We start from the raw sequence: 23,089 nt of genomic DNA, 5'->3' as shown, positions 1-23,089 counted from the left end.
AGAACAAATGGATAATACTCATGTACAAACCTTTTATTCTGGTTATGACGCTTGCCTCTACTCTTACCGCTTGTACTTATAATCAAAAGCCTGTTGTCGACATGACCAATGTTGATCCTGCTAAATATGAACAAGATTTTCTTTATTGCCAAGGGTATGCGGATAACGTAGACAAAGCGGAAGCTGCTAAATCTGAAACCGCTAATGGTGCAGTTACAGGTGCACTAATTGGGGCGGCAGCTGGAGCACTAGAAAGCGGGATAGGAGGGGCTGCTGTAGGTGCCGCTGCAGGCGGTGCTGTAGGAGCAGGGGCCGGAGCGTTGAGTGGAAGCAATGACTCCACCAAGACACAATCTCTCGTACTGCGAAAATGCCTTCAGAATAAAGGCTATACCGTCTACGACCTTGATTAATTCAACTCTTTTTTCTTATTCAAACCCTATATCGTTGTGTGATGAACGCCATTCACAAATGTTTCACGCAAGAACGATTAGTCTCTTTTCATCGTTTGGATAGATGCACAATTTAAATTATTAAGCTGTAGTAAGGTCATATTTTGAAGCCAGGTAAAACAGGTCTACGCCGTGTCATGGATGCGACCGGCTATTCATTTCAGGGATTGAAAGCCGCATGGAAATACGAAGCCGCCTTCAGACAAGAATTGATTCTAGCCTTAGTGCTTTCCGTCTGTGCTTTTTTCCTTCCAGTCACCACATTTGAAAGAGTACTGATGATCAGTAGCCTGTTATTGGTCCTGATCGTCGAACTTATTAATTCCGCCATAGAAGCGGTTGTCGACCGTGTTAGCGATGACTGGCACGAGCTCAGTGGTAGAGCCAAAGATATCGGCTCGGCTGCAGTATTTGTTGCGCTCACTCTTGCCCTTTTTATTTGGGCTTCGTTCTTGCTCTGATTTTGATTCAAGACATTTACTTATGAAGACACATAATTTGCAACAGAAAGGTATCTCGTACGTTACCTTTACTTTCTTGTTGGCACTCTATTTCGCGCTGGTTGTAAACATTCCTATTTACAAAGAGCTGAATGGTATTTTTTCAAGCCTAGATAATGTCAAAATTGGTTTTATTATTACGATACCCATTTTCTTTCTTGCCGCGCTCAATTTCCTTTTTAACTTATTTAGTTGGCCTTGGGTTGGAAAGCCATTCTTTATTATTTTGCTCATAATTTCGAGTATGGTGAGCTACGCAAGTTACAACTATGGCACGCTTTTCGATTCTGGAATGATTGCTAATATTGCTGAAACCGATTCGAGCGAGGCAAGCTCTTACCTGAGTACTTATTCTGTAATCTGGACGCTACTTATGGGGGGCGTCCCTGCGATGATTGTCTATAAGGTCAAGTTGCAATCTCAGCGCCACCAATTGCTGTATTTTTCTCTCACGAAGTTGGTGTCGATGTTGTCATCTCTTGCAGTAATTGCTGTTATTGCCAGTGTTTACTACCAAGACTATGCATCTGTCGGTCGCAATAACAGCTATCTGAAAAAAATCATTATTCCCACTCAATTCGTTTACAGCGCGACTGGGTATGTAAAGGAGAAATACTTCACCACGCCAGAACCGTACCGCGAGATTGGAATCGATGCAAAGCAGTCAGATAGCGCAGTAAAGCAAGCACAGAACAAGCCGACACTACTGGTGTTTGTTGTCGGAGAAACCGCTCGAACGCAGAACTACCAACTCAATGGCTATAAGCGAGAGACAAACCCTTACACCAGTAAGCTGGATGTGATTTCATTTCAAGAGGTTGCGTCTTGTGGCACTGCAACTGCAGTATCTGTGCCTTGCATGTTTTCTCAGCTCACGCGAAGCAAGTTTGAACGGACCAAGGCAGATAACCAAGATAATGCTCTCGACATCATGCAGCGCGCTGGAGTTGACCTAATCTGGAAAGAAAATGATGGCGGAGACAAAGAAGTCGCCCACAAGATCAAGAAAATTGAAGTGAACCGAAAGCAAGCAAGTCCTCTGTGTAACGGTCAAACCTGTTACGATATGGCGCTGTTAGATCACTTTGATCAAGAAGTTGCGGATATGCACGGCAATCGCGTTGTCGCCATGCATCTTATAGGAAGCCATGGTCCTACCTACTTCCAGCGTTATCCTAGAGACAAAGCGTTTTTCAAACCAGACTGCCCACGTGCAGATATAGAAAACTGTAGCGTCGAACAAATCGTGAATACGTACGACAATACGGTACGCTACACTGATCTTGTGTTGGCAGAAACCATCAACAAACTCAAAGCATTAGAGTCTCAATATAATACCGCTCTCATCTACGTATCGGATCATGGTGAATCATTAGGCGAAAACGGATTGTTCTTACATGGCATGCCTTACGGCCTTGCACCAGACTTCCAAAAACGTGTTCCTTTGCTCATGTGGCTATCTTCCGGCTTTAAGCAAGTGAAACAAATCAACACCGACTGTTTGTCGAATGAAGCGCAAAAGGCAGGACAGTACTCACATGATAACGTGTTCCACTCTTTATTAGGCATTATGGATGTACAAACCCAAGCCTACGACGGCAAGTTAGATATATTCAAAGACTGCCGCACGACTTCCTAAGTGGACCAATAAAGCCTGACTCAAAATGTGAGTCAGGCTCTTTTCTAACAAGGCATTTAAACTCATCAGCTTGCCAAGCGTTATACTACAACCTGCCATCCATACATCGAAATAAGGACTAGGATGAAAATTGGTATTATTGGTTTAGGCGATATTGCTCAGAAAGCATACCTTCCCGTTATCACTCAGCTTCCAAATATCGAACTTGTATTTTGTACCCGCAACGCAAATGCACTTGAGAGTCTGGCTACGCAATATCGAATCTCAGAGACCTGTCAAGACTACCAGCAGCTTCTGCACTTTGGCGTAGATGCTGTCATGATTCATGCGGCAACAAGCGTACATCCTCAAATCGCAGCATTCTTTTTGCAGAATGGAATCCCAACCTTTGTCGACAAACCATTAGCGGACAATGCTGATGACGTGGAAAAACTGTACGATATTGCCGAAAAAGAAAAACAACCACTTTATGTGGGCTTCAACCGACGTCATATTCCGCTTTACAACCAACACATGCCAGAAGTACAGCAAGGCAACATTTCTGACCTAAAATCGCTACGCTGGGAAAAGAACCGCCACCAACTACCAGGCGATATTCGTACCTTTATATTTGATGATTTTATTCACCCATTAGACAGTATTAACGTGACAGCCAAAAACGATTTAAAAGAGGCTTACATAACGCATCAGCTTGAGGGTGACCAATTGGCGCGTTTAGATATTCAGTGGCAACACGGAGATACTTTACTCCACGCTTCGATGAATCGTAACTTCGGTGTGACTGTGGAGCGCGTTCAAGCTTGTTATGCTAACAAAGCAGTGGAATTCGACTCTTTCGTTGAAGGGAAACGATGGCAAGCGAACCAAGAGCAAAAAATCAATTTGAAAGATTGGACGCCAATGCTGACGAGCAAAGGTTTTCATGCGATGTTGTTCGACTGGTTTAGCGTCGTTGAATCTGGAAAAATCGCTAGTGAAGTAGTGAAACGCAACATTGCTAGCCATCAGTTAGCAGAGCAAATTTGTCAATATATCGAGAAAGTTACCTCTAGGTAGCTTAATTCTTGGCTATGTGCTTAATCGAGTATTACGCTCTATACTAAAACAAACGTAGCTTCAGAGAGTCATTCATTCTCTGTTAATACTTATGCGGCTATTCTATCAAGCAAGTGAATGAGGGAACGGATCACGTTTATTAACGGAGTGGTTCTAGTTTTACATTACTATACCCTCAGGAACCTGCATCGTCATATTCAAGAGTAAAGGAAATAGAATGAGAACACTCGGTAACATCATTTGGTTTGTATTTGGTGGCGTATTTATGGGGTTGCTATGGTGGTTTTTCGGTATCTTAGCCTTTATTAGCATCATCGGAATACCTTGGGGGCGTGCGTGTATCGTTATGGGTAATTTTTCCTTTTTCCCATTCGGAAAAGAAGCCATTTCACGCGATGAATTGACCAATGAAATGGACATTGGTACGAGCCCTCTAGGCGTTATCGGTAACGTCCTTTGGTTTGTCTTTGCAGGCCTTTGGTTAGCAATCGGTCACGTACTTTCCGCCGCAGCGTGTTTTGTAACCATCATTGGTATTCCGTTTGCACTCCAACACCTGAAGCTTGCGGTTATTTCACTCGCACCAATTGGTAAAACGGTTGTGTCGTCAGAAGAAGCTGCAATGGCTCGGTACAATATCAACCGCTAACAAACAGCCAATATACTTTCTATCCTCTGGGCAGTATTGCTCAGAGGGCAACTCCCGTCAAAAGTAAGCCTATTATCGCTATCGCATATTCAATAATGGTTGATTGTATATCCATACCGTCACCTTTAAGTTGAAGTTCACCCTAGCTCTGTACTACTTTACTTTTTTATTAATCAATGGATTAGCTTAACCCTCCAAGCTCACCCACGCTCAAAAATCAGTATTATTTCCGCTCATCTAAATTGAGTTCATTTACGAAAAGTCGAACTATAAGCATAGTTGATATTAATGATTTTTGACGATAAATAACTCACACCAATCCAGCGATAGTTCCAGCGTTTACTTTTTCTCAGTAAACGCAAGCCGTTACGAAAGCGGGTTTCTTCCCGATCAAAGCCACCACTTCGCATCACTATCGCTTTTCTTTAAAAGGCAACAAATATTCGTTGTTATCTTGAGTAAATTATTTTGTTTGTCGCATTTAAGTTCAATCAATATTATTCGCGACATCAGAGAAATAGACCATTGAGCTCCTTAGCATTTATCACAGACATAGAACGTAAAGCCCCTTTTTTGCTCGTTTTTCTTTTTACAAATGTTCTAACTCAACGTCTATTCAGACAGGAATACACCGTGGATAAATATCAAGCTGCTTATGCCAAACGTCTAGAGAAGTTAAAGGGTAATCAATCTCCAAAAACGATAGCCCGTCTTTCGGCTTGGGAGGCATTTCTTAACAAAGAGTACGAACTCCAAGACTTAGAATACCAACTATCAGACGCAGCACACCTACACTATGAACAATCTCATGTGAAAAATGATATTTCTTTTAAGGCGTTCAAGCGGGCGTTCTATAACGAATCCATCAAAATCTACAACCTAACCGATGGCGCCTCTATACAGAAAGTATTCACTCCGCTGCTCGCATTAACGACAGTTTGGGTGCTATTTATCTGCTTTTTTGACAAGTGATCATCACTTTTATTAGAACAATAAACTTAGGGCGCTTGCATCATGATTCAAAACGATAACCAGACGCACAACGCCCCACTTAAATATAAAAAAGGAGTTTGATCTTGTATGTCTAAGATGACACTTCTTTTAATTACAACAACGATCAGTATCGGAATTACAGGCGCCGCTTTCTGTGTGGGAGTGACATATTTATTCAGTGCGCTTTCACTAAATGAGCTGCTCAATAACCTGTAACTCCCTAGGCTTAATATAAAAAGGGCATCCATCGATGCCCTTTTCTTTTACTTAAGGAGATGCCCTAGCACTTAGGACCACTTGGGTATAAAACCGTTATGCGTTAAGCTGCATTCTATTCATCCAATAGGTAAAGAACGGAACACAGTGATGGAACAAGTAGGAGAGCGTGCGTTGATTGTCGAAGGTGGTGCGATGCGAGGTGTATTTTCTTGCGGCATACTCGATCATTTTCTCGCTAACGATTTCTCTCCATTTGATAGCTTTTGGGGCGTATCGGCGGGCGCAAGTAACTTGGCGGCGTATTTAGCTAAAATGCCCGGGCGCAACTTAAAAATCTATCTCGATTACAGTTTAAGGAAAGAATTCATCTCACCATCTCAGATTCTACGTGGCGGCGATATGATGAACTTAGATTGGATGTGGAACGTCACTCTCGAAGAGCTTGGTATCGACAAATCCGCACTAAAAGCGGATTCGAGACCTTTCTTTTTAGGCGTAACACGTCAAGACAATGGCCAAGCCGAGTACCATACTCCTAATGTCGACGAGCTCGCAGAAACAATGAAAGCCAGCAGCGCGCTTCCCGTACTTTACCGAAATGGTGTCTTACTGAACGGCACCCGATACGTTGATGGTGGGGTTTCTGATGCCCTTCCTGTCGCAGAAGCAATAAAGCGAGGAGCCAAAAAGATTATGGTTTTACGCAGCCAACCCTCTAGCTATCAAAAGCCGAAAGGAAAGTTCAGCGCACTAACCAAACGGATGTTGAAAGAAACGCCAGGATTAATTGAGCCGATGTTGACGCGTGAAGTTCGCTACAATCAAACGTTAGCACTGATCGACAATCCACCATCGGGAGTCGAAATCATCCAAGTTTGTCCTCCTGAATCATTTAAATTAAAACGATTGAGTCGCTCGCCAGCACCATTGCGCCAAGCTTATGAGTTAGGTATTGAAGCAGGAAAAGAAGCCATCATGCGATGGAATCAGAAGTAGAAAAAAGCCACGTGGATTAGACGTGGCTAACGCAAATTCGATGGCAGTGGATTATCGTATCTGCTTCTGGTCGAGCCCAATAGTCAGGCTCAAAACTGTTGATAACTGCGCTACTCACAGAAAAGGGAGTTAGGATGTTGACGCTAGTAGGTTTCAAACAATCCTGAATTGTAGTCTTGGATTGCTTGTTCTATTTCTTCCATGCTATTCATTACAAAAGGGCCATAGTGAACCACTGGTTCATTGATTGGTTCGCCAATAAAAATCAGAGCACCACTCTCCTTTTCGGCTTGTAATTCAACCCATTCACCTTTCGATAGAATCGCCATTTCGCCTTGATTGATCTCACGATCTTTTAACTGAACACGACCTTTATAAACGTAGATCATCATGTTGTGGTCTTGCTCCGTGGTCAAATTCAAAGCGTGACCAACCATCGCTCTCCAATCGGCTACTGTGGCAGCAACACCTGTTTCTGTTAAAGGCCCCTGAATACGTTCGTTGTTTATAGTCAGATGACCAGCAATCAAGCGTACAACACCCGAGCTTTGAGTTTCGAATTCCGTTATCGTTTCAGGTTGAAAGTCATGATATTGAGCCGGTGACATCTTATTTTTCGCAGGCTGGTTTATCCAAATTTGGAAACCATGCAATTCACCTTCCTGCATAATAGGCATCTCACTATGAATGACGCCTCTTCCTGCCGCCATCCATTGAGCGCCACCAGAACGAAGCTCACCAACATTATCCATGTGGTCACGATGCTGGAAATGACCTTTCAACATATAAGTAAGCGTCTCGATGCCGCGATGCGGATGAGGAGGAAAGCCACCCACATAATCAGCACGGTCGTCAGACTTAAGTTCATCCATCATCAAAAATGGAGAAAAACTCGCATGATTAAACCCTGCTACTCGACGAATTTTCACTCCGTCACCATCAGCAGTGGGTTGTGATTGAATAAGCTGACGAATTTCTCTGAATGTGCTCATACTATTTCTCCTCGTTTACCTTTGTGGCCGCTTGCAAACCGCATGTTCAGCCATGGCTATCGATATGGTTCTATTTTAGATTGAAGAAAAATAATCATGAGCCTTGCTATTTGAGCTACTTATTCAAATTTTTCGAACAGCCCACTTATCCAAGCTGTCGACATATATTTAAAAATAAGTGTAGCTATTTCCTAAACAAGGTGTATAGTAGGCCTTGGCTCTTAGAAGAGAGCTGTTAATGCAACATTTAGTTTAAGTTTCCTCTCAGTAAAATCTTGAATCCCCCAATTCAGACACCTGCGTACAACTTCCTCTTGATTGAACATTCAATAGCTTAGAAAAGATCCACAAAACAAATTCAAATTTTAATGTTTAATTCAAAGGTATTTTTATGTCTAAAGTAAACGGCTCAGTAAAATGGTTTAACGAAACTAAAGGCTTTGGCTTCCTATCTCAAGACAACGGTGGTCAAGATGTATTCGTACACTTCAACGCTATCGTTTCTGACGGTTTCAAAACACTGACTGAAGGTCAGAAAGTAAGCTTCAACGTAGAGCAAGGTAAAAAAGGTCCTCAAGCGACTGAAGTAACTCCTCTATAAGACTGCTTTTCTTGGTGTAGCATGCCCATGCTGCACCAAATCTCTCTCCTTCAAAAATATTCTCACTTTAATCACTCAGCCTAATATCAGGCATTGCTTTGTGCTACCTAAAATAAATAGGATAGTACTGCTTAATTTATTATTTATAGGAAAAATCATGTCCTCAAAAAGAACAGGCCGTCAAAGGCATTGGTATCAATTACTTAACAAAGACAAAATCACTAAGAAACAGGAGAATAAATGTTAGAAATTGAATTTAATCTAGAACAACCTCACACCTCTTGGAACGCTAAAATACATCAATTAAATGGTGATATTTTACGAAGGCACGTATTACCTAAGCTTCATTCTCATAGCTACATGATCGATTTTGAATATTGTGAGAAAACGCAATCTGGAACTATTCTCTGTGATTCAGGTTCAAAGTTAGGAAGTTTTACTGTTAACTAATTCAGTTTTCATGCATTAATGAATGATGCAACTAATTTGGAAGGTATCCAATGGCTAGAAAAAGTAAGAAGCAAGCAGAAAAAGACAAAAAAGAGTCTGAGCAAAACGCGGCGGCGGTAAAACAAAAAACGCGACGCCGTATAGAAGACATTATGGAACAAAGAGAATTTGACAAGTTATTTGATCTATAAGCTATCCTTGACTCTCTCAATTCTCTCTCTGCTCCATAGTTGTGCAAGGTACCGCCACCTACCTTTGCTCAAACGAAGCCTCACTCTTTTCCTCGCTTATAACAACACGATAAGCCTCGTTCACGCTCAAAAACCAATTTGCTCCTCTATACCCAAGTGACTTATACGGTTGCCAGTTACTTTTCTTAGAAAAATCCTTCGACTACTGACAACTAGGTTATTTGCGTATAGCCAAATTGAGAATTTTGCGTATAATCGCCTCGTTTGCTTCGTATAACCCCAATGATATGGTTTGGGGGTCTCTACCAGTTCCCGCAAAGTGCTGATTACGAAGAGTTGAGATCATCGTGGGTCTTACTCTTTGTGATAGCGTTCGATTTATTCCTATCTATACCTATTCTTAGAGTAACTGCATCCACAATACACATAAGGTGGAATATGAACGCATTTATTCAAGGTCTTCCAAAAGTAGAGCTGCACTTACATATCGAAGGTTCACTTGAGCCAGAACTTCTCTTCAAGCTGGCGCAACGAAACGGCATCGACATTCCTTACTCTTCTCCGAGTGAACTACGCAGCGCGTATCAGTTCGAAGACTTACAGTCATTCCTTGACCTTTATTACCAAGGGGCGGATGTTTTGCGTACAGAGCAAGACTTTTACGATCTCACTTGGGAATACTTACTGCACTGTAAAGCGGATAACGTTATTCATACCGAAATCTTTTTTGACCCGCAAACGCATACAGAGCGCGGTATTGACTTTGACACCGTTATCCACGGGATCGCCCGCGCACTACAAGATGGGCACGAGAAGCTCGGCATTACTTCACAAATCATTGCGTGTTTCCTCCGTCACCTTTCAGAAGAAAGCGCCATGGAGACTCTGCAAGCCGTTCTGAAATACCGTGATAAGATCATTGGTGTTGGTCTAGATTCTTCAGAACAAGGCCATCCACCAGCTAAGTTCAAACGAGTATTTAAACAAGCGGTAGAAGCAGGCTTACTGACTGTTGCTCATGCAGGTGAAGAAGGCCCGGCACAAAACATTACCGATGCAATTGAAATGCTTCACGTCAGCCGCGTGGATCATGGTGTTCGCTGTGTTGAGGATGAAGCATTAGTCGAGTCGTTAATTGAAAGCAAAATGCCACTGACGGTATGTCCATTATCGAACCTTAAATTGTGTGTATTTGACGATATGAACGATCACAATATTGTCGAGCTACTGCGCAAAGGGGTCGCTGTGACAATTAATTCGGACGATCCTGTATACTTTGGTGGTTACATGACAGATAACTTTTTAGCCGTCAACAACGCACACCCAATGAGTAAGAATGAACTAGCTCAATTCACAATGAATGCGATTGATGCTAGCTTCATCGATAATGAGTTGAAAGCGAAGTATCGCCATCTCGTTAGTCAATACGTAAGTCAGCATGAAGCGTTGTAATAAAGCCATCAGTGCTACATCTTGGGTCAAACACTTAGGTGCTAAAACCTTACAAAAGCTCTGTGGTTAACCGCATTTATAAGCGCTAGACTGAGAAAGCTAAACTAGCACACAAAAAGGAATAAAATCATGATTCAACAAGGCCAAGCTCTACCAGTTGCGACTCTAAGCGAATTGACTGCCAATGGTATGGTTAACCACGACGTTACTGAGCTGTTTGCAAACAAGAAAGTCGTACTCTTCGCTGTACCTGGCGCATTCACCCCAACGTGCTCGGAAGCTCACCTACCAGGCTATGTGGTATTAGCCGACGAGTTGAAGGCAAAAGGTGTTGATTTAATTGCGTGTGTTTCTGTAAACGATGCATTTGTGATGCAAGCTTGGGGCGAAGCTCAAAACGCTTCAGAAATCCTGATGTTGGGTGATGGCGACGCAAGCTTTACTAAAGCATTGGGTCTTGAAATGGATACCGGCGGCTTTGGTGGTATTCGCTCACAACGCTACGCCATGATCATTGAAAACGGCATTGTGACCAAACTTAACGTTGAAGAACCAAAAGAGTTTGAAGCAAGCAAAGCAGAAACGATTTTAGCGGCGCTTTAAGCTTACCCTTAGATACAAAAACGGAAGCCATCGCTTCCGTTTTTTGTTGGCTAACGCATTCTCACAACACTCGTTTGTTGCTTACGCTGCATTTCCGCAAAAGTCAGCACAAATGGGGATGACTGCTTTACGCGGCTCGGCAGTGAAGAAAGCGCATTGTAGGCATCCTGTTTCGTTTTAAAATCGCCAACAGTTACCGTATACCAACGCGTGCCTCGGCTGTTTTTCCAGTTAACCCAAACCGGATGCTTAGGATCGATATAACGAATGTAATCTTTCACATCTTTTTCTTGCTTTAGCGCGAGTACCTGCATCGTGTAATGGTTTGGGTTTAAATAACCATACGCATCCTGAGAGGTCATTACTCCAACACATTGGCCACTATCGACCTGCTGCTGGTAAGGCATAGCGCAGCCCATGAGCGATAAAATCAATGTCAAAGATAAAATCTTGTGCACGTGTCACTCCATTTTTGTTCTAGTTTCTTTTCTCTCGCACTCAAAAACACAAAAACGCTTCTAATTAGGCGAAAATAGACCCACACGAGAAGATTCGATGTTTTAGCGCAACGAGTATTCCAAAAAAGTAAGGCGACCACGTTGGCCGCCTTAGTAAATTGATTTAATAGAACAATAACAAGATAGAGTGATAATGGCAGAAGTTAGCTGTTTTTTAGAGCCAACTCGCGACCAATTGCTTAAACCAGTCTAAAATTCGCTTGAATAAGCTGCCTTCTTCCACCGATTCCAACGCTACAAGTTCGGCTTCATTCACAACTTTACCTTCGACTTTGTAAAGCACTTTACCAACCACTTGTTGCTCAGAAATTGGCGCTACCAAATCGCCATTATATTCAACTTCAGCTTGTAGCTTTTTCACATCCCCTTTTGGTAAAGTGAGATAAACGTCATTGGCAACGCCTACTTTAAGCTCATCTTGTTCGCCCATCCAAATTCGAGCGTTCGCAACTTCCGTTCCTGCCTCGGTTGGCATTACCGTATCGTAAAAGCGGAAGCCATAACTTAGCAGTTGTTTGCTTTCGGATTCACGGATATTCTCACTTTTTGCTCCCATCACAACAGCAATTAAACGCATGTCACCTTGAGTCGCTGACGTCGCTAGACTGTAACCAGCACCGCTTGTATAGCCAGTTTTCATACCATCGACATTCATACTGCGATCACGAAGCAAACCATTGCGGTTATATTGCGTAATGCCGTTGTAGGTAAACGAGGTTTCGCTATACAGTGGGTAGATATCAGGTAAGTCACGAATAATAGCTTGACCCAACTTGGCAATGTCATAAGGTGTTGAATATAAACCGTCACTGTCTAGACCATGAGGGTTGGTGAAAGCCGTGTTATTTAATTCAAGCTTAGCAGCCCAACTATTCATCAAGCTTACAAACCCTGACTCACTACCTGCGACATGTTCAGCAATGGCCACACTAGCATCATTACCTGATTGAACAACCAGGCCACGGTATAAGTCAGATAAAGAAACGGAAGTATTGACTTCAATAAACATCTTTGAGGAATCTGGGAAGTTTTTTGCCCAAGCATTTCGGCTAATGACGACCTCATCATCCAAAGTAATATTACCTGCGTTAATTTCTTGACCAGCCACATAAGCCGTCATTAACTTCGTTAAGCTCGCAGGATTTAGCCGTTTATGTGCATCACGTTCAACCAGCACTTTCCCAGTGTGAAAGTCCATCAAAACATAGCCACGAGAACTGAGTTCCGGTGCATTTGGCACAACCGTTGGTGCTGCATAAGCCAACGAAGATACAGCAGCGAACCCTGTAATTAACACTGTGTTTAATATAGTACTTTTTCTCATCATGACATCTTATCTTAGTAGCATTTAAGGCTTACAAACGGTACCCGAATGAATTCAAAGCGCAGGGTTACCTAGGTAAAGAGCGAGTATATTGAAACGGCGCTCAGTTACAGCCACCTTGTTACGATTAGTTACTTTTACTCAATGTTTGTCGAGAATAATGAGAGGTAGGTAGAGCTTTCGTCTAGAAAGATGAGACAAGAGGCGAGAAATCATGCCGTTATGCTATGTAATTAGTGTTCAGAGAAAAAACCGTACAAGCCAGATCTAAAACTAAGCTTGTACGAGAAAAGATAGCTAAAAATTTTATCACTATCTAACTAGGGGCAACTAAGAAAATCTACAATTCAATTAATAATCCGAACTAATAATTTACTAACCAATGCTTCATCTCGGTCATAACAACATAATAATTTATTGTCAGAATTTCAGATAAAAATAAAAATTTAATTTATATATAACCTAAATATTATCTATTACTAGACAGGAGAAAAGTATAATTTCCCTTTCTTAAAACTAAGGGAGGCTTTTTTCGATGCCTTTGAGTTTGTATCGTCATCAGTAAACTGAGTGTAACAATGAGGGATAAGGCATCCGGCTTTAGCACGAAAAGATAAGCCACTGTTATTTAAGTTCACTCTCTGCTTTTTTATCACTAAAGACTTTAAATTTCGGTTACCTTCAGTTTGTATAGCAATTCTTTCACGTACCCCAACCCAGTACGAATCAAACGACGACATTATACATATCCTCTTTCATGGTATAAGCAGTTGTAATTAAACATTGCTCAAAGCTAGATGTAGAATTCAGTAAATTATTTAAATTTTATTTATCTATAAATTTTAATTTAAATAGATTAACCTGCACATTCCACACAAAATAAAAGGTTATGTCAAAGATTAATTATCATTAAGTTTATTTATACTAGATATAAAATTAAGTTATAAATTTAAGGTTATCTAAAGTATAAATTTTTAGAATATCATCAGCTAATAGTTAATAGAAATGCAGAGGGCTTGTTGAATATGAAAACGACAAATAGAAGCAAAGAACCATCTATAGATTGAATAATCTTCAACGGGGTTACAATTCAAATAAAAGTAGCGCATCTAGTAAGATGCGCTATGGATTTGATCAGTTTTGGAGTATGAGTTCGGATGAAAACAAACTTACTTGAAGTGACTGAGCCAAGTTTGCTTATGGTTTAAGCTTCAATACCTTATCAATATCTTCTGCGCTGTGACGTTCAGGTAACTGCTCCCACTCTTCTCCCCATGAGCGATTCACAATACGACCACGCTGGACAGCTTCTCGCTCATCAATCGCTTTCGCCCAACGCACAACGTTTTTATAGCTTTCTACGTCTAAGAATTCAGCCGCATCGTAAGCACGACCCAGTACAAGGTTGCCGTACCATGGCCATGTTGCGATATCAGCGATACTGTACTCATCGCCACCTAGGAATTCATTGTTTGCTAGGCGCTTGTCTAATACATCTAACTGACGTTTTGCTTCCATTGTAAAACGGTTGATTGGGTACTCGAACTTCTCTGGTGCGTACGCGTAGAAGTGACCAAAACCACCGCCTAGGTATGGCGCAGAACCTTGCAGCCAGAATAACCAGTTCATTACCTCAGCACGCTTAGCGCCTTCTTTTGGTAAGAAATGATCAAACTTCTCTGCTAGATAAAACAAGATGTTGCCAGATTCAAACACGTTCACTGGCTCAGAACCCGAACGGTCAACCAATGCCGGAATTTTAGAGTTTGGGTTAACAGCTACAAAGCCAGAACCAAACTGGTCGCCGTCACCAATCTTGATCAGGTATGCATCATATTCTGCTTCTTTTACGCCTGCCGCCAGAAGCTCTTCAAACATGATCGTTACTTTCTGGCCGTTTGGAGTCCCCATGGAATAAAGTTGGAATGGGTGTTCCCCAACAGGCAATTCTTGCTCATGACGAGCGCCTGAGTCCGGGCGGTTAATGCTCGCCCACTGACCACCGTTTTCGTTATCGTTTGTCCAAACTTTTGGTGGAATGTATTCGTTAGCCATTGTTATCCCTTATTGTGTTTGAATGCATTATCAAACTGGCAAACTTAGTGCGCCAGCAAGCATGATGAAGTAACCCACCGCATTCGATAAATGGGCATACCCAAGATATTAGGCCGGAATCTTCAAATAAAAGTCCTGACCTTTCACTTAATTAGAACCTTTGGTTATGGGATTTTCTTTCACGCTATAAGGAAAAACGTTGTGTTAATGTGAGTTAGGTTCGAGATGCTAACAATAATGAGTAAGCTCAACTCGGCGGCGCACCTCTGTTTGGTGGTTTAGAACAACCGCTAAACTTTAGAATCACCAAGAGCGAAGTGGTGTTAGACACCTTAGTTCAAACGACTTACGTACGTGAAAGATAGTTAGGCTAGATAGTTAAAAAGAAAAACGCCCTTCACTGAATCAATGAAGGGCGTTTTAATATCTTTGTAATCGAAACCGTTACTTAGCTGATTCAAACAAACCAGTGATGCCTTTCAAAGGGAAAAGCCTTGCTTGCTCCAACCCTCTCAACGTTACCGTATTTAAGTCATCAATAAAGAAACGACTGGTCATCGTGTGTTTGCCACCATTAATGAAAATCTCGATGACAGAATTGTCGATATATATATCAATCGCCTGCTTAGCGTCCAATCTTGGTGCTTTTCGAATGCTACCAAATTCTTCTGCGTACAAATGAGACATGTGACGACGGTCCAGCATAAACTCGTGCTCTGTCGCACTAAAGACGATGTTGTCACCTTTGAGGTTACTCAGCTCAAGTTCAAAGCCATCGACCACAAGGTCTAATTGGATCAAACAACTGGTGCTTTTCAGTGTATGGGATTGTGCAAAGACCACCTCTTCTTTTCTTAAACTCTTCAGCTCAGGGAGTGGAGTTTGAACAAGAAAACCATCTTTCAACGTTAGTTCTCTAGGAAGAGACAACATTCCTGCCCACTGGTGTGTGACCGATGGCGTGTCGATTTCTGGCAACCCTATCCATGCAATAAGAATGCGACGCCCACTCTCATCTAAATAGGTTTGTGGGGCGTAGAAATCAAACCCATAATCTGGCTGTAAAATATCTTGGTGGTTTTCTAAAGTCATCGACTCTAGGTTCAACTGATCACCCACGATATACGCGACAGAATAGATGTTTTTGAAATCATAAGGATTACTACTGCTCACGCCCTGTGGCGAAAACAACATCACCGACTGACCATTAATCTCAAAGAAATCAGGACACTCCCACATGTACCCAAGGTCAGAAAGCTTGGTCTTGATAGGACCTTTATGCTGCCACGTTTTCAAATCTTTGCTTTGATAGAGCGCCATTGAGCCATGCTCGGTTTTGGTTTGAGCACCCACCACCATCAAATAGTCGTCGCCTTTCTTCCAAACTTTTGGGTCACGAAAGTGCTCCGTGTAATGTTCGTTCTCAATGACCACACCATGCTTTTCAATGTTGCCATCTGAGCCCATGGTGGCAAAACACTGTGTTGGGATTCGATTCCAGTTTTGGTCACGCTTGTTACCAGTAAAAAACAGCAAAGCCTTGTTGTTTTCCACTAAAGCGCCGCCCGAATAGACGCCATGTGAATCGTAGTCTTGGTCGGGATGAAGACCCACGCCATGATCAGTAAAATGGATGAAGTCTTTAGTAGAAAGGTGATACCAATACTTCATTCCATGGACTGGTCCCACAGGTGTCCACTGGTAAAAGATGTGGTGCTCACCATTGAAATAGCACAACCCATTTGGGTCATTTAACAGCCCAAATCTAGGGGCGATATGAAAACTAGGAAAGCCTTTATCTTGCTGACGTAAAAGTGTCATTTCTTCGATATCACACTGAGGGATTTGCTCAAGTCGGCGATATCTTTGCTCTACAGTCCAACGGTTGTTTAAGCTCATAATTTTTCTCAACTGAAATTGGATCTGGAGATCATTGCCCAATAAATTGCAGCAATTCTGTCTGGGTCGGAAGCGCAGTCATTGCGCCTTTTTGCGTCGTCGCTAATGCACCACAGCCATTTGCCCATTGAATCGCAGAGCTAACAACAGGATGATTTTTCCAATCGTCATGTTGAGACAGACATGCCAGTAGCCCTCCGACAAAAGCATCACCAGCCCCTGTAGTATCAACCGGACTAACGACTTGACCAGTGATCAGCTCACTCTGGCTTTCAAAGACGCGCCAAACGCCTTTCGCACCTTGTGTCACCAAGACCAAAGCAATATTCAAAGCGGCTATTTGTTGTAAACCCTGTGCCATCGAAGTTGAGTCAGTTAAGAACAAAAGCTCTTCTTCAGAGAACTTAACCACGTCAGCCATCGCTACAGCCTTCATCACGACAGCTTGGATTTCTGATTGTTCTTGCCACACTTCATCACGCAAGTTAGGGTCAAAGCTAATGAAACCACCAGCGGCTTTTGCTCTTTTGATCGCCTCAAATGTGCTGCTTCTACTTGGCTCATTTGCCAGTGAAATCGAGCAAACATGCAGCCAGTCACCTTGCTTAAAGTTTGGGATATCTTCAACAGACATAAACTGATCAGCGCTCGGTTTTACCATAAACGTAAAGCTGCGCTCACCTTGATCGTCTAAATCCACCACCACTGTTGATGTTCTTTGCTCAGGATCTTTAACGAGAAACTCCGTGCACACGCCCTCTTGATCCAGAGTTGATTTCATAAAGCGACCAAATGGGTCATCACCCACACGTCCAAAAAACGCACTCTTACCAGATAGACGAGCAATTGCTACGGCGACATTCGCTGGTGCACCTCCGGGACATTTGAGTAAAGAAGTCTCAGATTCCGGTATTAGATCGACAACAGCATCACCAGTTACCCACACTTGATTCATCTTGCTTACCTTAAAATTAAAGCCCTGATAGTCCAACGTGTTGAACACATTCACTACCAAGTAAAAATTGAAAAAGGCTAGCCAAACCATGAGTGCTTGGCTAGCACCCCAAACATTTAGGAAAAGAAGTGGATTTTGGGGGACTCCACCCTTAAGGAGTTCAGATTAAGCCGCTGCTTTTTTACCGACTTTAGCGCGGTCACGCATACCAAGAACAATGGTGAGAACAAATGCGGTCAAGAACGCGATCACCATACCCGCGATGTAGTAACCAATCTTATCCGGCGTGATGGAAATGATGCCTGGAAGACCAGCTGCCCCTAATGCCTGAGCTTTCACATTAAACATTGTGATGAACGCACTTGATAACGCCGCAGCGCAAACTGCCGCAATAAATGGGTAACGTAGTTTTAAGTTAACACCAAACATGGCTGGTTCTGTAATACCCAGCAAACCCGTGACACCCGATGGAATCGCAATACCTTTCATCTTCTTATCTTTACTCATCACGCCCACCGCCAACGCTGCAGCACCTTGAGAAACGTTAGACATCGCCGCAATAGGAAAGATAAAGGTGCCGCCTGTTGTCGCAATATCCGCAAGAAGTTGCGTTTCAATCGCAATGAAACTGTGATGCATACCGGTAATAACAAACGGAGCATAGATAAGACCAAATACCGCACCACCAACAAAGCCAGCTGTGTTGTATAGCCAGTTCAGACCATCACCCAATAGGAAACCGATATCACGCGTGAATGGACCGACGACAGTAAACGTCAATAAACCCGTGATGAAAATCGCAAGTAGCGGCGTTAAAAGGTTATCTAAAACAGAAGGAATAACCTTGCGCAGACCCAACTCAACCTTCGCAAGAATGAATGCCGATACCAAAACCGGTAACACTGAACCTTGGTAGCCCACTTTTTGAATTTCAAAGCCAAGAATATTCCAAACCGGAATGTTGCCAGATACCGCAGCACCCCCGAAGCCCCACCCGTTAAGTAATTCTGGGTGGACCATCAACATACCTAACGCCGCCCCTAAATATGGGTTACCGCCAAACTTCTTACTGGCTGAAAATGCCAGCAGAATAGGCAGGTAAACAAACGGAGCGTTCGCAAACGTGTTGATCATGTTCGCCAAGTCTGTCAGTCCTGGGTTGGCATCAATCAAAGATTTGCCATCAATAAACAAGCCTTGAGCAGTCAATAGGTTATAGATACCCATCAACAAACCGCCAGCGACGATTGCTGGAATGATTGGGACGAAAATATCAGACAGCCCTTTCACCGCGCGCTGAACGATGTTTTGTTTCTCTGCGCCAGCAGACGCAACGTCGTTGGTGGACATTTCACTCATCCCCGTCAACTTCGCCATTTCTGCATAAACTTGGTTTACGATGCCTGATCCAAAAATGATTTGGTACTGACCCGCAACTTTGAACTGCCCTTTTACCCCTTCAAGGCTATCAATCGCTTGTTCATCTATTTTTTGCTCATCTGCAACGGCAAGGCGTAAGCGTGTCGCACAATGCGCAAGTGCGGTGATGTTGCTTTTACCACCTAATAGAGTTAACAACTCTTTTGCTACTGCCGGATAATTCATTTCATACCCCATTGGATTATTATCTGAGCTTGCGAAATTTTCGGGAACGTTTGCAAAACAGATTTTTGCTCAATAAAACCAAATGATCAAAGATAAAGCAGAGAGAATGTGAGAATGATCGTCAAATTCTCTCCCTAAGAGCAGTATAGGAGGTTAGAATCGCTACTTATCAAAGAGCTTTTCATCTTCTCTTTGCAAACAATCCCAAAAACGAAAAACAGAATGGATAGGAACAATGGCGAGTCTGCATGATGTCGCCCGTCTGGCTGGCGTATCAAAATCAACAGTGTCACGGGTTATAAACGATGAGTATGGCGTAAAAGAAGCGACAAAACAAAAGGTCCGCCAAGCGGTAGCTGAGTGTGGCTATGTGCCAAACCAAGTCGCTAAAGATCTAAAATCTCAAAAGACCAATCTGGTTGGTGTCATTGTTCCTCGGGTTTCTTCTCATGCCACATCCCAAGGTGTCGATGGATTAACCGATGTCCTTGAAAAAGCTGGGAAACATGTCTTACTTGCTAGCACTCACCAAGCCCACGAAAAAGAACTGGAATACATTCAGATCTTTAACCAAAAACGGGTTGAAGGGATCATTCTTTACGCCACCCACCTCGATTCCAAGCTGGTAAAAGCAATTCAAAACTCAGCGGTCCCAGTTGTGCTCGTCGGTCAAGATGGTTCCATGTTTAATATTCCAAGCATCATTCATGATGACGCACGAGTAGGGTTTGAAGCGGGAAATAGACTGGTTGCAAAAGGTTGCCAAACCATGGGCTTTATTGGCGTACAAGGTGACGATATCGCGGTAGATAAGCAACGCTCTGAAGGATTTGTTCAAGCGCTGCAACACCATGGTTTTGAGCTCGCCTTTCATGCTCGTGGTGACTTTACCATCGACTCTGGCTATTCATTGGCAAAACAACACTTAACAGAGAACCGTAAGCTAGATGGCTTGTTCTGTGCGACAGACCGTATTGCTATCGGTGCGATGAGAGCGATTCAAGAGCTCGGGTTAACACCGGGTAAAGACGTTTTAGTGCTAGGAGTTGGTGATGATGAGCTCGCATCAGTGTGCACCCCAACCTTATCAACATTTAACTATGCATTTGATAAAGCAGGTGAAAATGGTGCGAAACTGTTGCTAGATAGAATTGCCAAAAGAAGTTTTGAAATGAGTAAGATGGTGCTAACTTTCAAAAAAATTGAGCGTCAGTCCTGTTAATGAAAAAGCGCCAACTGAAATCAGTTGGCGCTTTTCTTATTACTCTTTCTCGGTTAGAGCCCTTTAGAACCAAGTTTCCATTTGCAGTGCAAACAGAACTTCACCACCATCACCCATCGTTGCAGCGCCCGCATCCTGGCTAATCGAGTAGCCATTCAAGTCTTCGCTCCAATCAACGTAGCTAACAGCAAAACGTAGCTCCGGACGGTCAAAGAAACCTGCTGCGGTAGACATCTTAAGCGTTGGTGCAATTGTCGCTTTGTAAAAACTGCCACTTGCTTTATCAATCGCATTGTCTAGGTCCATGTATTGGTATGAGCCTTCATAAACCATCTCAAAGTTTTGCGTAAACTCTTGCGCTAAGCGGATGTTGAACGATGCCCACGTGAATTCATCATTTTTAGCAAAGCGATCTTGGCTGTGTTCTGCTAGCAACGCAGGTGCTACACGCCAGTTGTCGCCGATGCGTGTTACACCATAACTGAACAAACGTACGGCTTTTGCGTCTTCTAGCAAATCACCGTTTGAACCAATACCTTTAAGTTCCGCACCCAGTCCATCACCCATCAAAATACCAGTTTTAGAGAAGCCTTCACTCATGCCAAAGAAGGTATCGCCATGGTAGGCAAACATCGCATGTAAACCTTTGTCCGCTGCACCTTCTACGCGATCATTGTTATCAGCAGACGTCATGCCGCTCAGCATCAATTGCCAATTACCAAAGCGGTTGTTCATTGTCGCGATATAGTTTTCAACATCCGTTGACGAGCTATCAATCTCACCAAAATCACGACCATAGATCGAGAAGTTTGCTTGCCACGAATCGCTCATTTGGACGTCATACACGCCAGCACCAGTACCAGATAAGAAAACGATATCCGAGTCAAAGAAGTGAATGTCAAAGTTATCACGGTCAAATCGTTTACCTGCCCAAAAAGTTGCGTCAGCAAACGCACTTGATTCAGAGAACATGCTCAACTTGTTTAGCTCAGCATATACCTGACGAACGTTTAATTGACTCTCACTCGCTGTCCATTCGTTATTCGTTTCCGTACTATCTGCCAGCATGATTCGGAACAATGCGCTGGAACCATCATCTGCAAAGCGTTTGTGAATAAGGTTTGCTTCCACATAATGATCATCCTCAACCCCTAATCGTCCAATTGGCGCGCCGATAGCACCAGCAGCCGTCATGTAAGGACCAGTACCCACTGCACCATTCAGATCGTCATTAATGAGCAGCCCGGAACGAGCGTAGCCATGAAACTCAAAGCTTGAGGCTTTCTCATTTGCTTCTGTGGATACTTTTTCTGTCTGTTCAAGTCTCTGTTCTAATTCATTAATTCGCTTTTCAAGAGCGTCAACATCTGTTGTTGCGAATGCAGGTGCAGTAACCAGCCCAAGCGCTACTGCCATCGTCAAAGTGTGTAGTTTCATTTCCATAGTCTCACGTAAATTTATACTTAGGTTATTTGCAAACGTTCCCAAGAAAAATTGCAAACTTATGGTGACTTTAAATGCCCATATAAAGCCTGAATTTCAGAGCGCTCAGACTCAGAGCGTCTCTACCACTTGTATCAATGGGGCGATAATATAGAAAACTTTCGGGAACGTTACCTATGGAGGGAAATTTTGTTACTTGTATCACGTTCAATTATGTTACTTACATAAAAATCATTAACCAGCGCACAGTTAAATTATTCGTTCTAGCGGAATTAGTTTGAAGATATCAGGTTGTGAATGGGAATTTGATGTTCGCTTGAGGGAATGATAATCACTCACTTCCCCAATCTACTTGGTGACGACGCGCCTCTAGAAGATCAGCGGCTAAGCTTGAAAGTGACTAAGAGCGAAGCGGATCTCGATACCTTGGTTCAAACGACATAAAAGGCTTTTAACGCCCTGTTGAGGTGATCAACGCAATACTGATGCTGCCGCATAACACCTCAACCACTAAAACCAATGTATAGTGAAAATGCCACGCGTTGCAAATCACTCTAAATGCTTTGTTATGTGCTAATTTAATGCAGCCACTTGTTATTTAGTACCTTATAATTTGAACTAATTAGTAGCATTGTTGGTGGCATTGTGCTGTCTGTAGGTACAGGAAAAATCACATCGTATACCGCAACTTCTACTGGCTCCATTTGGTTTGCCTTCATGTAATCTTCAGCAGCCCCGTCTTCAACCTCTTTACGATCGTTAGAGTCACACGCCCTAACGTGAAGAAACTTCTCTTACTCTACTAAGACCTTTGAAACATCTTTCTTTATTGAATACTCCAACAAGACTGCCGTTTCAATCAATTTTTCTCTCTAAAACACCGTGTTAAAATAGCTGATTATACAACGCATTAATTATGGGGATGAAATGAAAATATTTGTTATTCTGGGTTTAATTGCAGTAGCGTTCTACTTTTACACCAGTGGCGATGAAGACAAAATTAATAATCTTAGATCTGTAGAGTTCAGCGCCAAAAATAGGATTCTGACGATAGCAATAGATGATGATAGAGACTTGCAAACAAAAATCAGAGTGGACGATAAAATAGAAGAAGCTGTGCTCCTTAATCAGGTGATAGATAAAGGTAAGTCAATCTACGCCGACGGTAACTATCTTTACCAAGGCCGATGCCAACACGTTCAATTAGAATGGCAAAAAGGTGAGTTGTTCTTACCGAAATACTACAAGGTACTTTTGAATGAAACCTGTTAAAAA

The 23,089-nt window shown here is 42.6% G+C and carries 22 protein-coding genes, 1 pseudogene and 1 riboswitch; of the genes and pseudogenes, 15 read left to right on the top strand and 8 right to left on the bottom strand.

Features of this window, described 5'->3' with window-relative positions; genetic code table 11:
* Positions 1 to 20: 20 nt before the first annotated feature.
* The 7 genes from FR741_RS17450 to FR741_RS17420 all read left to right on the top strand — a co-directional run bounded on the left by FR741_RS17450 (position 21) and on the right by FR741_RS17420 (position 6,504).
* Positions 21 to 413, top strand: a complete 393-nt coding sequence (locus FR741_RS17450; protein WP_167427313.1) for a glycine zipper family protein — start codon at positions 21 to 23, stop codon at positions 411 to 413.
* Between the two features lie 143 nt (positions 414 to 556).
* Entirely contained in the window at positions 557 to 913 is a 357-nt protein-coding gene (locus tag FR741_RS17445; protein ID WP_150916971.1) for a diacylglycerol kinase, read from the top strand.
* Between the two features lie 22 nt (positions 914 to 935).
* Entirely contained in the window at positions 936 to 2,591 is a 1,656-nt protein-coding gene (locus FR741_RS17440) for a phosphoethanolamine transferase (RefSeq protein ID WP_167427312.1), read from the top strand.
* A 123-nt stretch (positions 2,592 to 2,714) separates the two neighbouring features.
* Positions 2,715 to 3,647 (top strand): Gfo/Idh/MocA family protein, encoded by a 933-nt coding sequence (locus tag FR741_RS17435; protein ID WP_167427311.1) that lies wholly within the window; start codon positions 2,715 to 2,717, stop codon positions 3,645 to 3,647.
* 217 nt (positions 3,648 to 3,864) lie between these two features.
* The gene (locus FR741_RS17430; RefSeq protein ID WP_005373685.1) at positions 3,865 to 4,296 is read left to right on the top strand and encodes a YccF domain-containing protein; all 432 of its coding nucleotides are present in this window, start codon (positions 3,865 to 3,867) and stop codon (positions 4,294 to 4,296) included.
* A gap of 633 nt (positions 4,297 to 4,929) precedes the next feature.
* Complete coding sequence (locus FR741_RS17425) at positions 4,930 to 5,268, top strand: hypothetical protein (RefSeq protein WP_006741201.1); 339 nt, start codon at positions 4,930 to 4,932, stop codon at positions 5,266 to 5,268.
* Between the two features lie 387 nt (positions 5,269 to 5,655).
* Positions 5,656 to 6,504, top strand: a complete 849-nt coding sequence (locus FR741_RS17420; RefSeq protein ID WP_048624804.1) for a patatin-like phospholipase family protein — start codon at positions 5,656 to 5,658, stop codon at positions 6,502 to 6,504.
* 143 nt (positions 6,505 to 6,647) lie between these two features.
* Here the strand turns inward: FR741_RS17420 and FR741_RS17415 are convergent, their stop codons facing one another.
* Positions 6,648 to 7,496 (bottom strand): pirin family protein, encoded by an 849-nt coding sequence (locus tag FR741_RS17415; RefSeq protein WP_134645472.1) that lies wholly within the window; start codon positions 7,494 to 7,496, stop codon positions 6,648 to 6,650.
* Positions 7,497 to 7,887: 391 nt separating this feature from the next.
* Here FR741_RS17415 and cspE point away from each other — a divergent pair, with 391 nt between their 5' ends.
* From cspE to FR741_RS17390, 5 genes are all read left to right on the top strand, one after another.
* A complete protein-coding gene (cspE, locus tag FR741_RS17410; protein WP_005396336.1) occupies positions 7,888 to 8,097 on the top strand; it encodes a transcription antiterminator/RNA stability regulator CspE in 210 nt (69 codons plus the stop codon).
* A gap of 240 nt (positions 8,098 to 8,337) precedes the next feature.
* A complete protein-coding gene (locus FR741_RS17405; protein WP_053807947.1) occupies positions 8,338 to 8,547 on the top strand; it encodes a hypothetical protein in 210 nt (69 codons plus the stop codon).
* Positions 8,548 to 8,597: 50 nt separating this feature from the next.
* The gene (locus tag FR741_RS17400) at positions 8,598 to 8,738 is read left to right on the top strand and encodes a PA3496 family putative envelope integrity protein (RefSeq protein WP_005396335.1); all 141 of its coding nucleotides are present in this window, start codon (positions 8,598 to 8,600) and stop codon (positions 8,736 to 8,738) included.
* Positions 8,739 to 8,987: 249 nt separating this feature from the next.
* Positions 8,988 to 9,087, top strand: a riboswitch (purine riboswitch).
* Between the two features lie 89 nt (positions 9,088 to 9,176).
* Complete coding sequence (locus tag FR741_RS17395; RefSeq protein ID WP_145472742.1) at positions 9,177 to 10,190, top strand: adenosine deaminase; 1,014 nt, start codon at positions 9,177 to 9,179, stop codon at positions 10,188 to 10,190.
* 129 nt (positions 10,191 to 10,319) lie between these two features.
* Positions 10,320 to 10,793: a peroxiredoxin gene (locus FR741_RS17390; RefSeq protein ID WP_167427310.1), complete on the top strand. Its 474-nt coding sequence runs from the start codon at positions 10,320 to 10,322 to the stop codon at positions 10,791 to 10,793.
* Between the two features lie 50 nt (positions 10,794 to 10,843).
* Here FR741_RS17390 and FR741_RS17385 read toward each other — a convergent pair whose 3' ends face one another.
* The 3 genes from FR741_RS17385 to yghU form a co-directional block, all read right to left on the bottom strand.
* Positions 10,844 to 11,251 (bottom strand): SPOR domain-containing protein, encoded by a 408-nt coding sequence (locus FR741_RS17385; protein WP_006741205.1) that lies wholly within the window; start codon positions 11,249 to 11,251, stop codon positions 10,844 to 10,846.
* A gap of 214 nt (positions 11,252 to 11,465) precedes the next feature.
* Positions 11,466 to 12,635 carry a D-alanyl-D-alanine carboxypeptidase family protein gene (locus FR741_RS17380; RefSeq protein ID WP_167427860.1) on the bottom strand — a complete coding sequence of 390 codons (1,170 nt, stop codon included), beginning with the start codon at positions 12,633 to 12,635 and terminating at the stop codon, positions 11,466 to 11,468.
* A gap of 1,197 nt (positions 12,636 to 13,832) precedes the next feature.
* Positions 13,833 to 14,690: a glutathione-dependent disulfide-bond oxidoreductase gene (gene yghU / locus FR741_RS17375; RefSeq protein WP_006741427.1), complete on the bottom strand. Its 858-nt coding sequence runs from the start codon at positions 14,688 to 14,690 to the stop codon at positions 13,833 to 13,835.
* A 254-nt stretch (positions 14,691 to 14,944) separates the two neighbouring features.
* On the opposite strand from yghU, the pseudogene FR741_RS23760 reads away from it, so the two are divergent.
* Positions 14,945 to 15,055, top strand: a pseudogene (locus FR741_RS23760) (dihydrofolate reductase family protein); the annotation flags it as partial.
* Between the two features lie 79 nt (positions 15,056 to 15,134).
* On the opposite strand, the gene FR741_RS17365 reads toward FR741_RS23760, so the two are convergent.
* The 3 genes from FR741_RS17365 to FR741_RS17355 form a co-directional block, all read right to left on the bottom strand.
* Positions 15,135 to 16,589 carry a sucrose-6-phosphate hydrolase gene (locus FR741_RS17365; protein ID WP_167427309.1) on the bottom strand — a complete coding sequence of 485 codons (1,455 nt, stop codon included), beginning with the start codon at positions 16,587 to 16,589 and terminating at the stop codon, positions 15,135 to 15,137.
* 31 nt (positions 16,590 to 16,620) lie between these two features.
* Entirely contained in the window at positions 16,621 to 17,544 is a 924-nt protein-coding gene (locus tag FR741_RS17360) for an aminoimidazole riboside kinase (RefSeq protein ID WP_167427308.1), read from the bottom strand.
* Positions 17,545 to 17,709: 165 nt separating this feature from the next.
* Positions 17,710 to 19,149, bottom strand: coding sequence for a sucrose-specific PTS transporter subunit IIBC (locus tag FR741_RS17355; RefSeq protein WP_017188252.1), 1,440 nt, complete (start codon positions 19,147 to 19,149; stop codon positions 17,710 to 17,712).
* Positions 19,150 to 19,384: 235 nt separating this feature from the next.
* Here FR741_RS17355 and FR741_RS17350 point away from each other — a divergent pair, with 235 nt between their 5' ends.
* A complete protein-coding gene (locus FR741_RS17350) occupies positions 19,385 to 20,371 on the top strand; it encodes a LacI family DNA-binding transcriptional regulator (RefSeq protein WP_167427307.1) in 987 nt (328 codons plus the stop codon).
* 63 nt (positions 20,372 to 20,434) lie between these two features.
* Here FR741_RS17350 and FR741_RS17345 read toward each other — a convergent pair whose 3' ends face one another.
* Positions 20,435 to 21,808 carry a carbohydrate porin gene (locus FR741_RS17345; RefSeq protein ID WP_167427859.1) on the bottom strand — a complete coding sequence of 458 codons (1,374 nt, stop codon included), beginning with the start codon at positions 21,806 to 21,808 and terminating at the stop codon, positions 20,435 to 20,437.
* Between the two features lie 933 nt (positions 21,809 to 22,741).
* Here FR741_RS17345 and FR741_RS17335 point away from each other — a divergent pair.
* Positions 22,742 to 23,086 (top strand): hypothetical protein, encoded by a 345-nt coding sequence (locus FR741_RS17335; protein WP_053809279.1) that lies wholly within the window; start codon positions 22,742 to 22,744, stop codon positions 23,084 to 23,086.
* Positions 23,087 to 23,089 lie beyond the last annotated feature (3 nt).

Source organism: Vibrio diabolicus, assembly GCF_011801455.1.
GTDB lineage: Bacteria > Pseudomonadota > Gammaproteobacteria > Enterobacterales > Vibrionaceae > Vibrio > Vibrio diabolicus.
The sequence above is the reverse complement of the archived record's forward strand: the minus strand, read 5'-3'. Positions and strand labels throughout refer to the sequence as shown.

Bases quoted from the DNA above. Each gene is read 5' to 3' on its own strand.
- FR741_RS17400 (WP_005396335.1), top strand. From the start codon at position 8,598: ATGGCTAGAAAAAGTAAGAAGCAAGCAGAAAAAGACAAAAAAGAGTCT.
- yghU (WP_006741427.1), bottom strand. From the start codon at position 14,690: ATGGCTAACGAATACATTCCACCAAAAGTTTGGACAAACGATAACGAA.
- FR741_RS17380 (WP_167427860.1), bottom strand. From the start codon at position 12,635: ATGAGAAAAAGTACTATATTAAACACAGTGTTAATTACAGGGTTCGCT.
- FR741_RS17420 (WP_048624804.1), top strand. From the start codon at position 5,656: ATGGAACAAGTAGGAGAGCGTGCGTTGATTGTCGAAGGTGGTGCGATG.
- FR741_RS17360 (WP_167427308.1), bottom strand. From the start codon at position 17,544: ATGAATCAAGTGTGGGTAACTGGTGATGCTGTTGTCGATCTAATACCG.
- FR741_RS17350 (WP_167427307.1), top strand. From the start codon at position 19,385: ATGGCGAGTCTGCATGATGTCGCCCGTCTGGCTGGCGTATCAAAATCA.
- FR741_RS17430 (WP_005373685.1), top strand. From the start codon at position 3,865: ATGAGAACACTCGGTAACATCATTTGGTTTGTATTTGGTGGCGTATTT.
- FR741_RS17440 (WP_167427312.1), top strand. From the start codon at position 936: ATGAAGACACATAATTTGCAACAGAAAGGTATCTCGTACGTTACCTTT.
- FR741_RS17345 (WP_167427859.1), bottom strand. From the start codon at position 21,808: ATGAAACTACACACTTTGACGATGGCAGTAGCGCTTGGGCTGGTTACT.
- FR741_RS17450 (WP_167427313.1), top strand. From the start codon at position 21: ATGTACAAACCTTTTATTCTGGTTATGACGCTTGCCTCTACTCTTACC.
- FR741_RS17415 (WP_134645472.1), bottom strand. From the start codon at position 7,496: ATGAGCACATTCAGAGAAATTCGTCAGCTTATTCAATCACAACCCACT.
- FR741_RS17335 (WP_053809279.1), top strand. From the start codon at position 22,742: ATGAAAATATTTGTTATTCTGGGTTTAATTGCAGTAGCGTTCTACTTT.
- FR741_RS17405 (WP_053807947.1), top strand. From the start codon at position 8,338: ATGTTAGAAATTGAATTTAATCTAGAACAACCTCACACCTCTTGGAAC.
- FR741_RS17435 (WP_167427311.1), top strand. From the start codon at position 2,715: ATGAAAATTGGTATTATTGGTTTAGGCGATATTGCTCAGAAAGCATAC.
- FR741_RS17365 (WP_167427309.1), bottom strand. From the start codon at position 16,589: ATGAGCTTAAACAACCGTTGGACTGTAGAGCAAAGATATCGCCGACTT.
- cspE (WP_005396336.1), top strand. From the start codon at position 7,888: ATGTCTAAAGTAAACGGCTCAGTAAAATGGTTTAACGAAACTAAAGGC.
- FR741_RS17355 (WP_017188252.1), bottom strand. From the start codon at position 19,149: ATGAATTATCCGGCAGTAGCAAAAGAGTTGTTAACTCTATTAGGTGGT.
- FR741_RS17395 (WP_145472742.1), top strand. From the start codon at position 9,177: ATGAACGCATTTATTCAAGGTCTTCCAAAAGTAGAGCTGCACTTACAT.
- FR741_RS17390 (WP_167427310.1), top strand. From the start codon at position 10,320: ATGATTCAACAAGGCCAAGCTCTACCAGTTGCGACTCTAAGCGAATTG.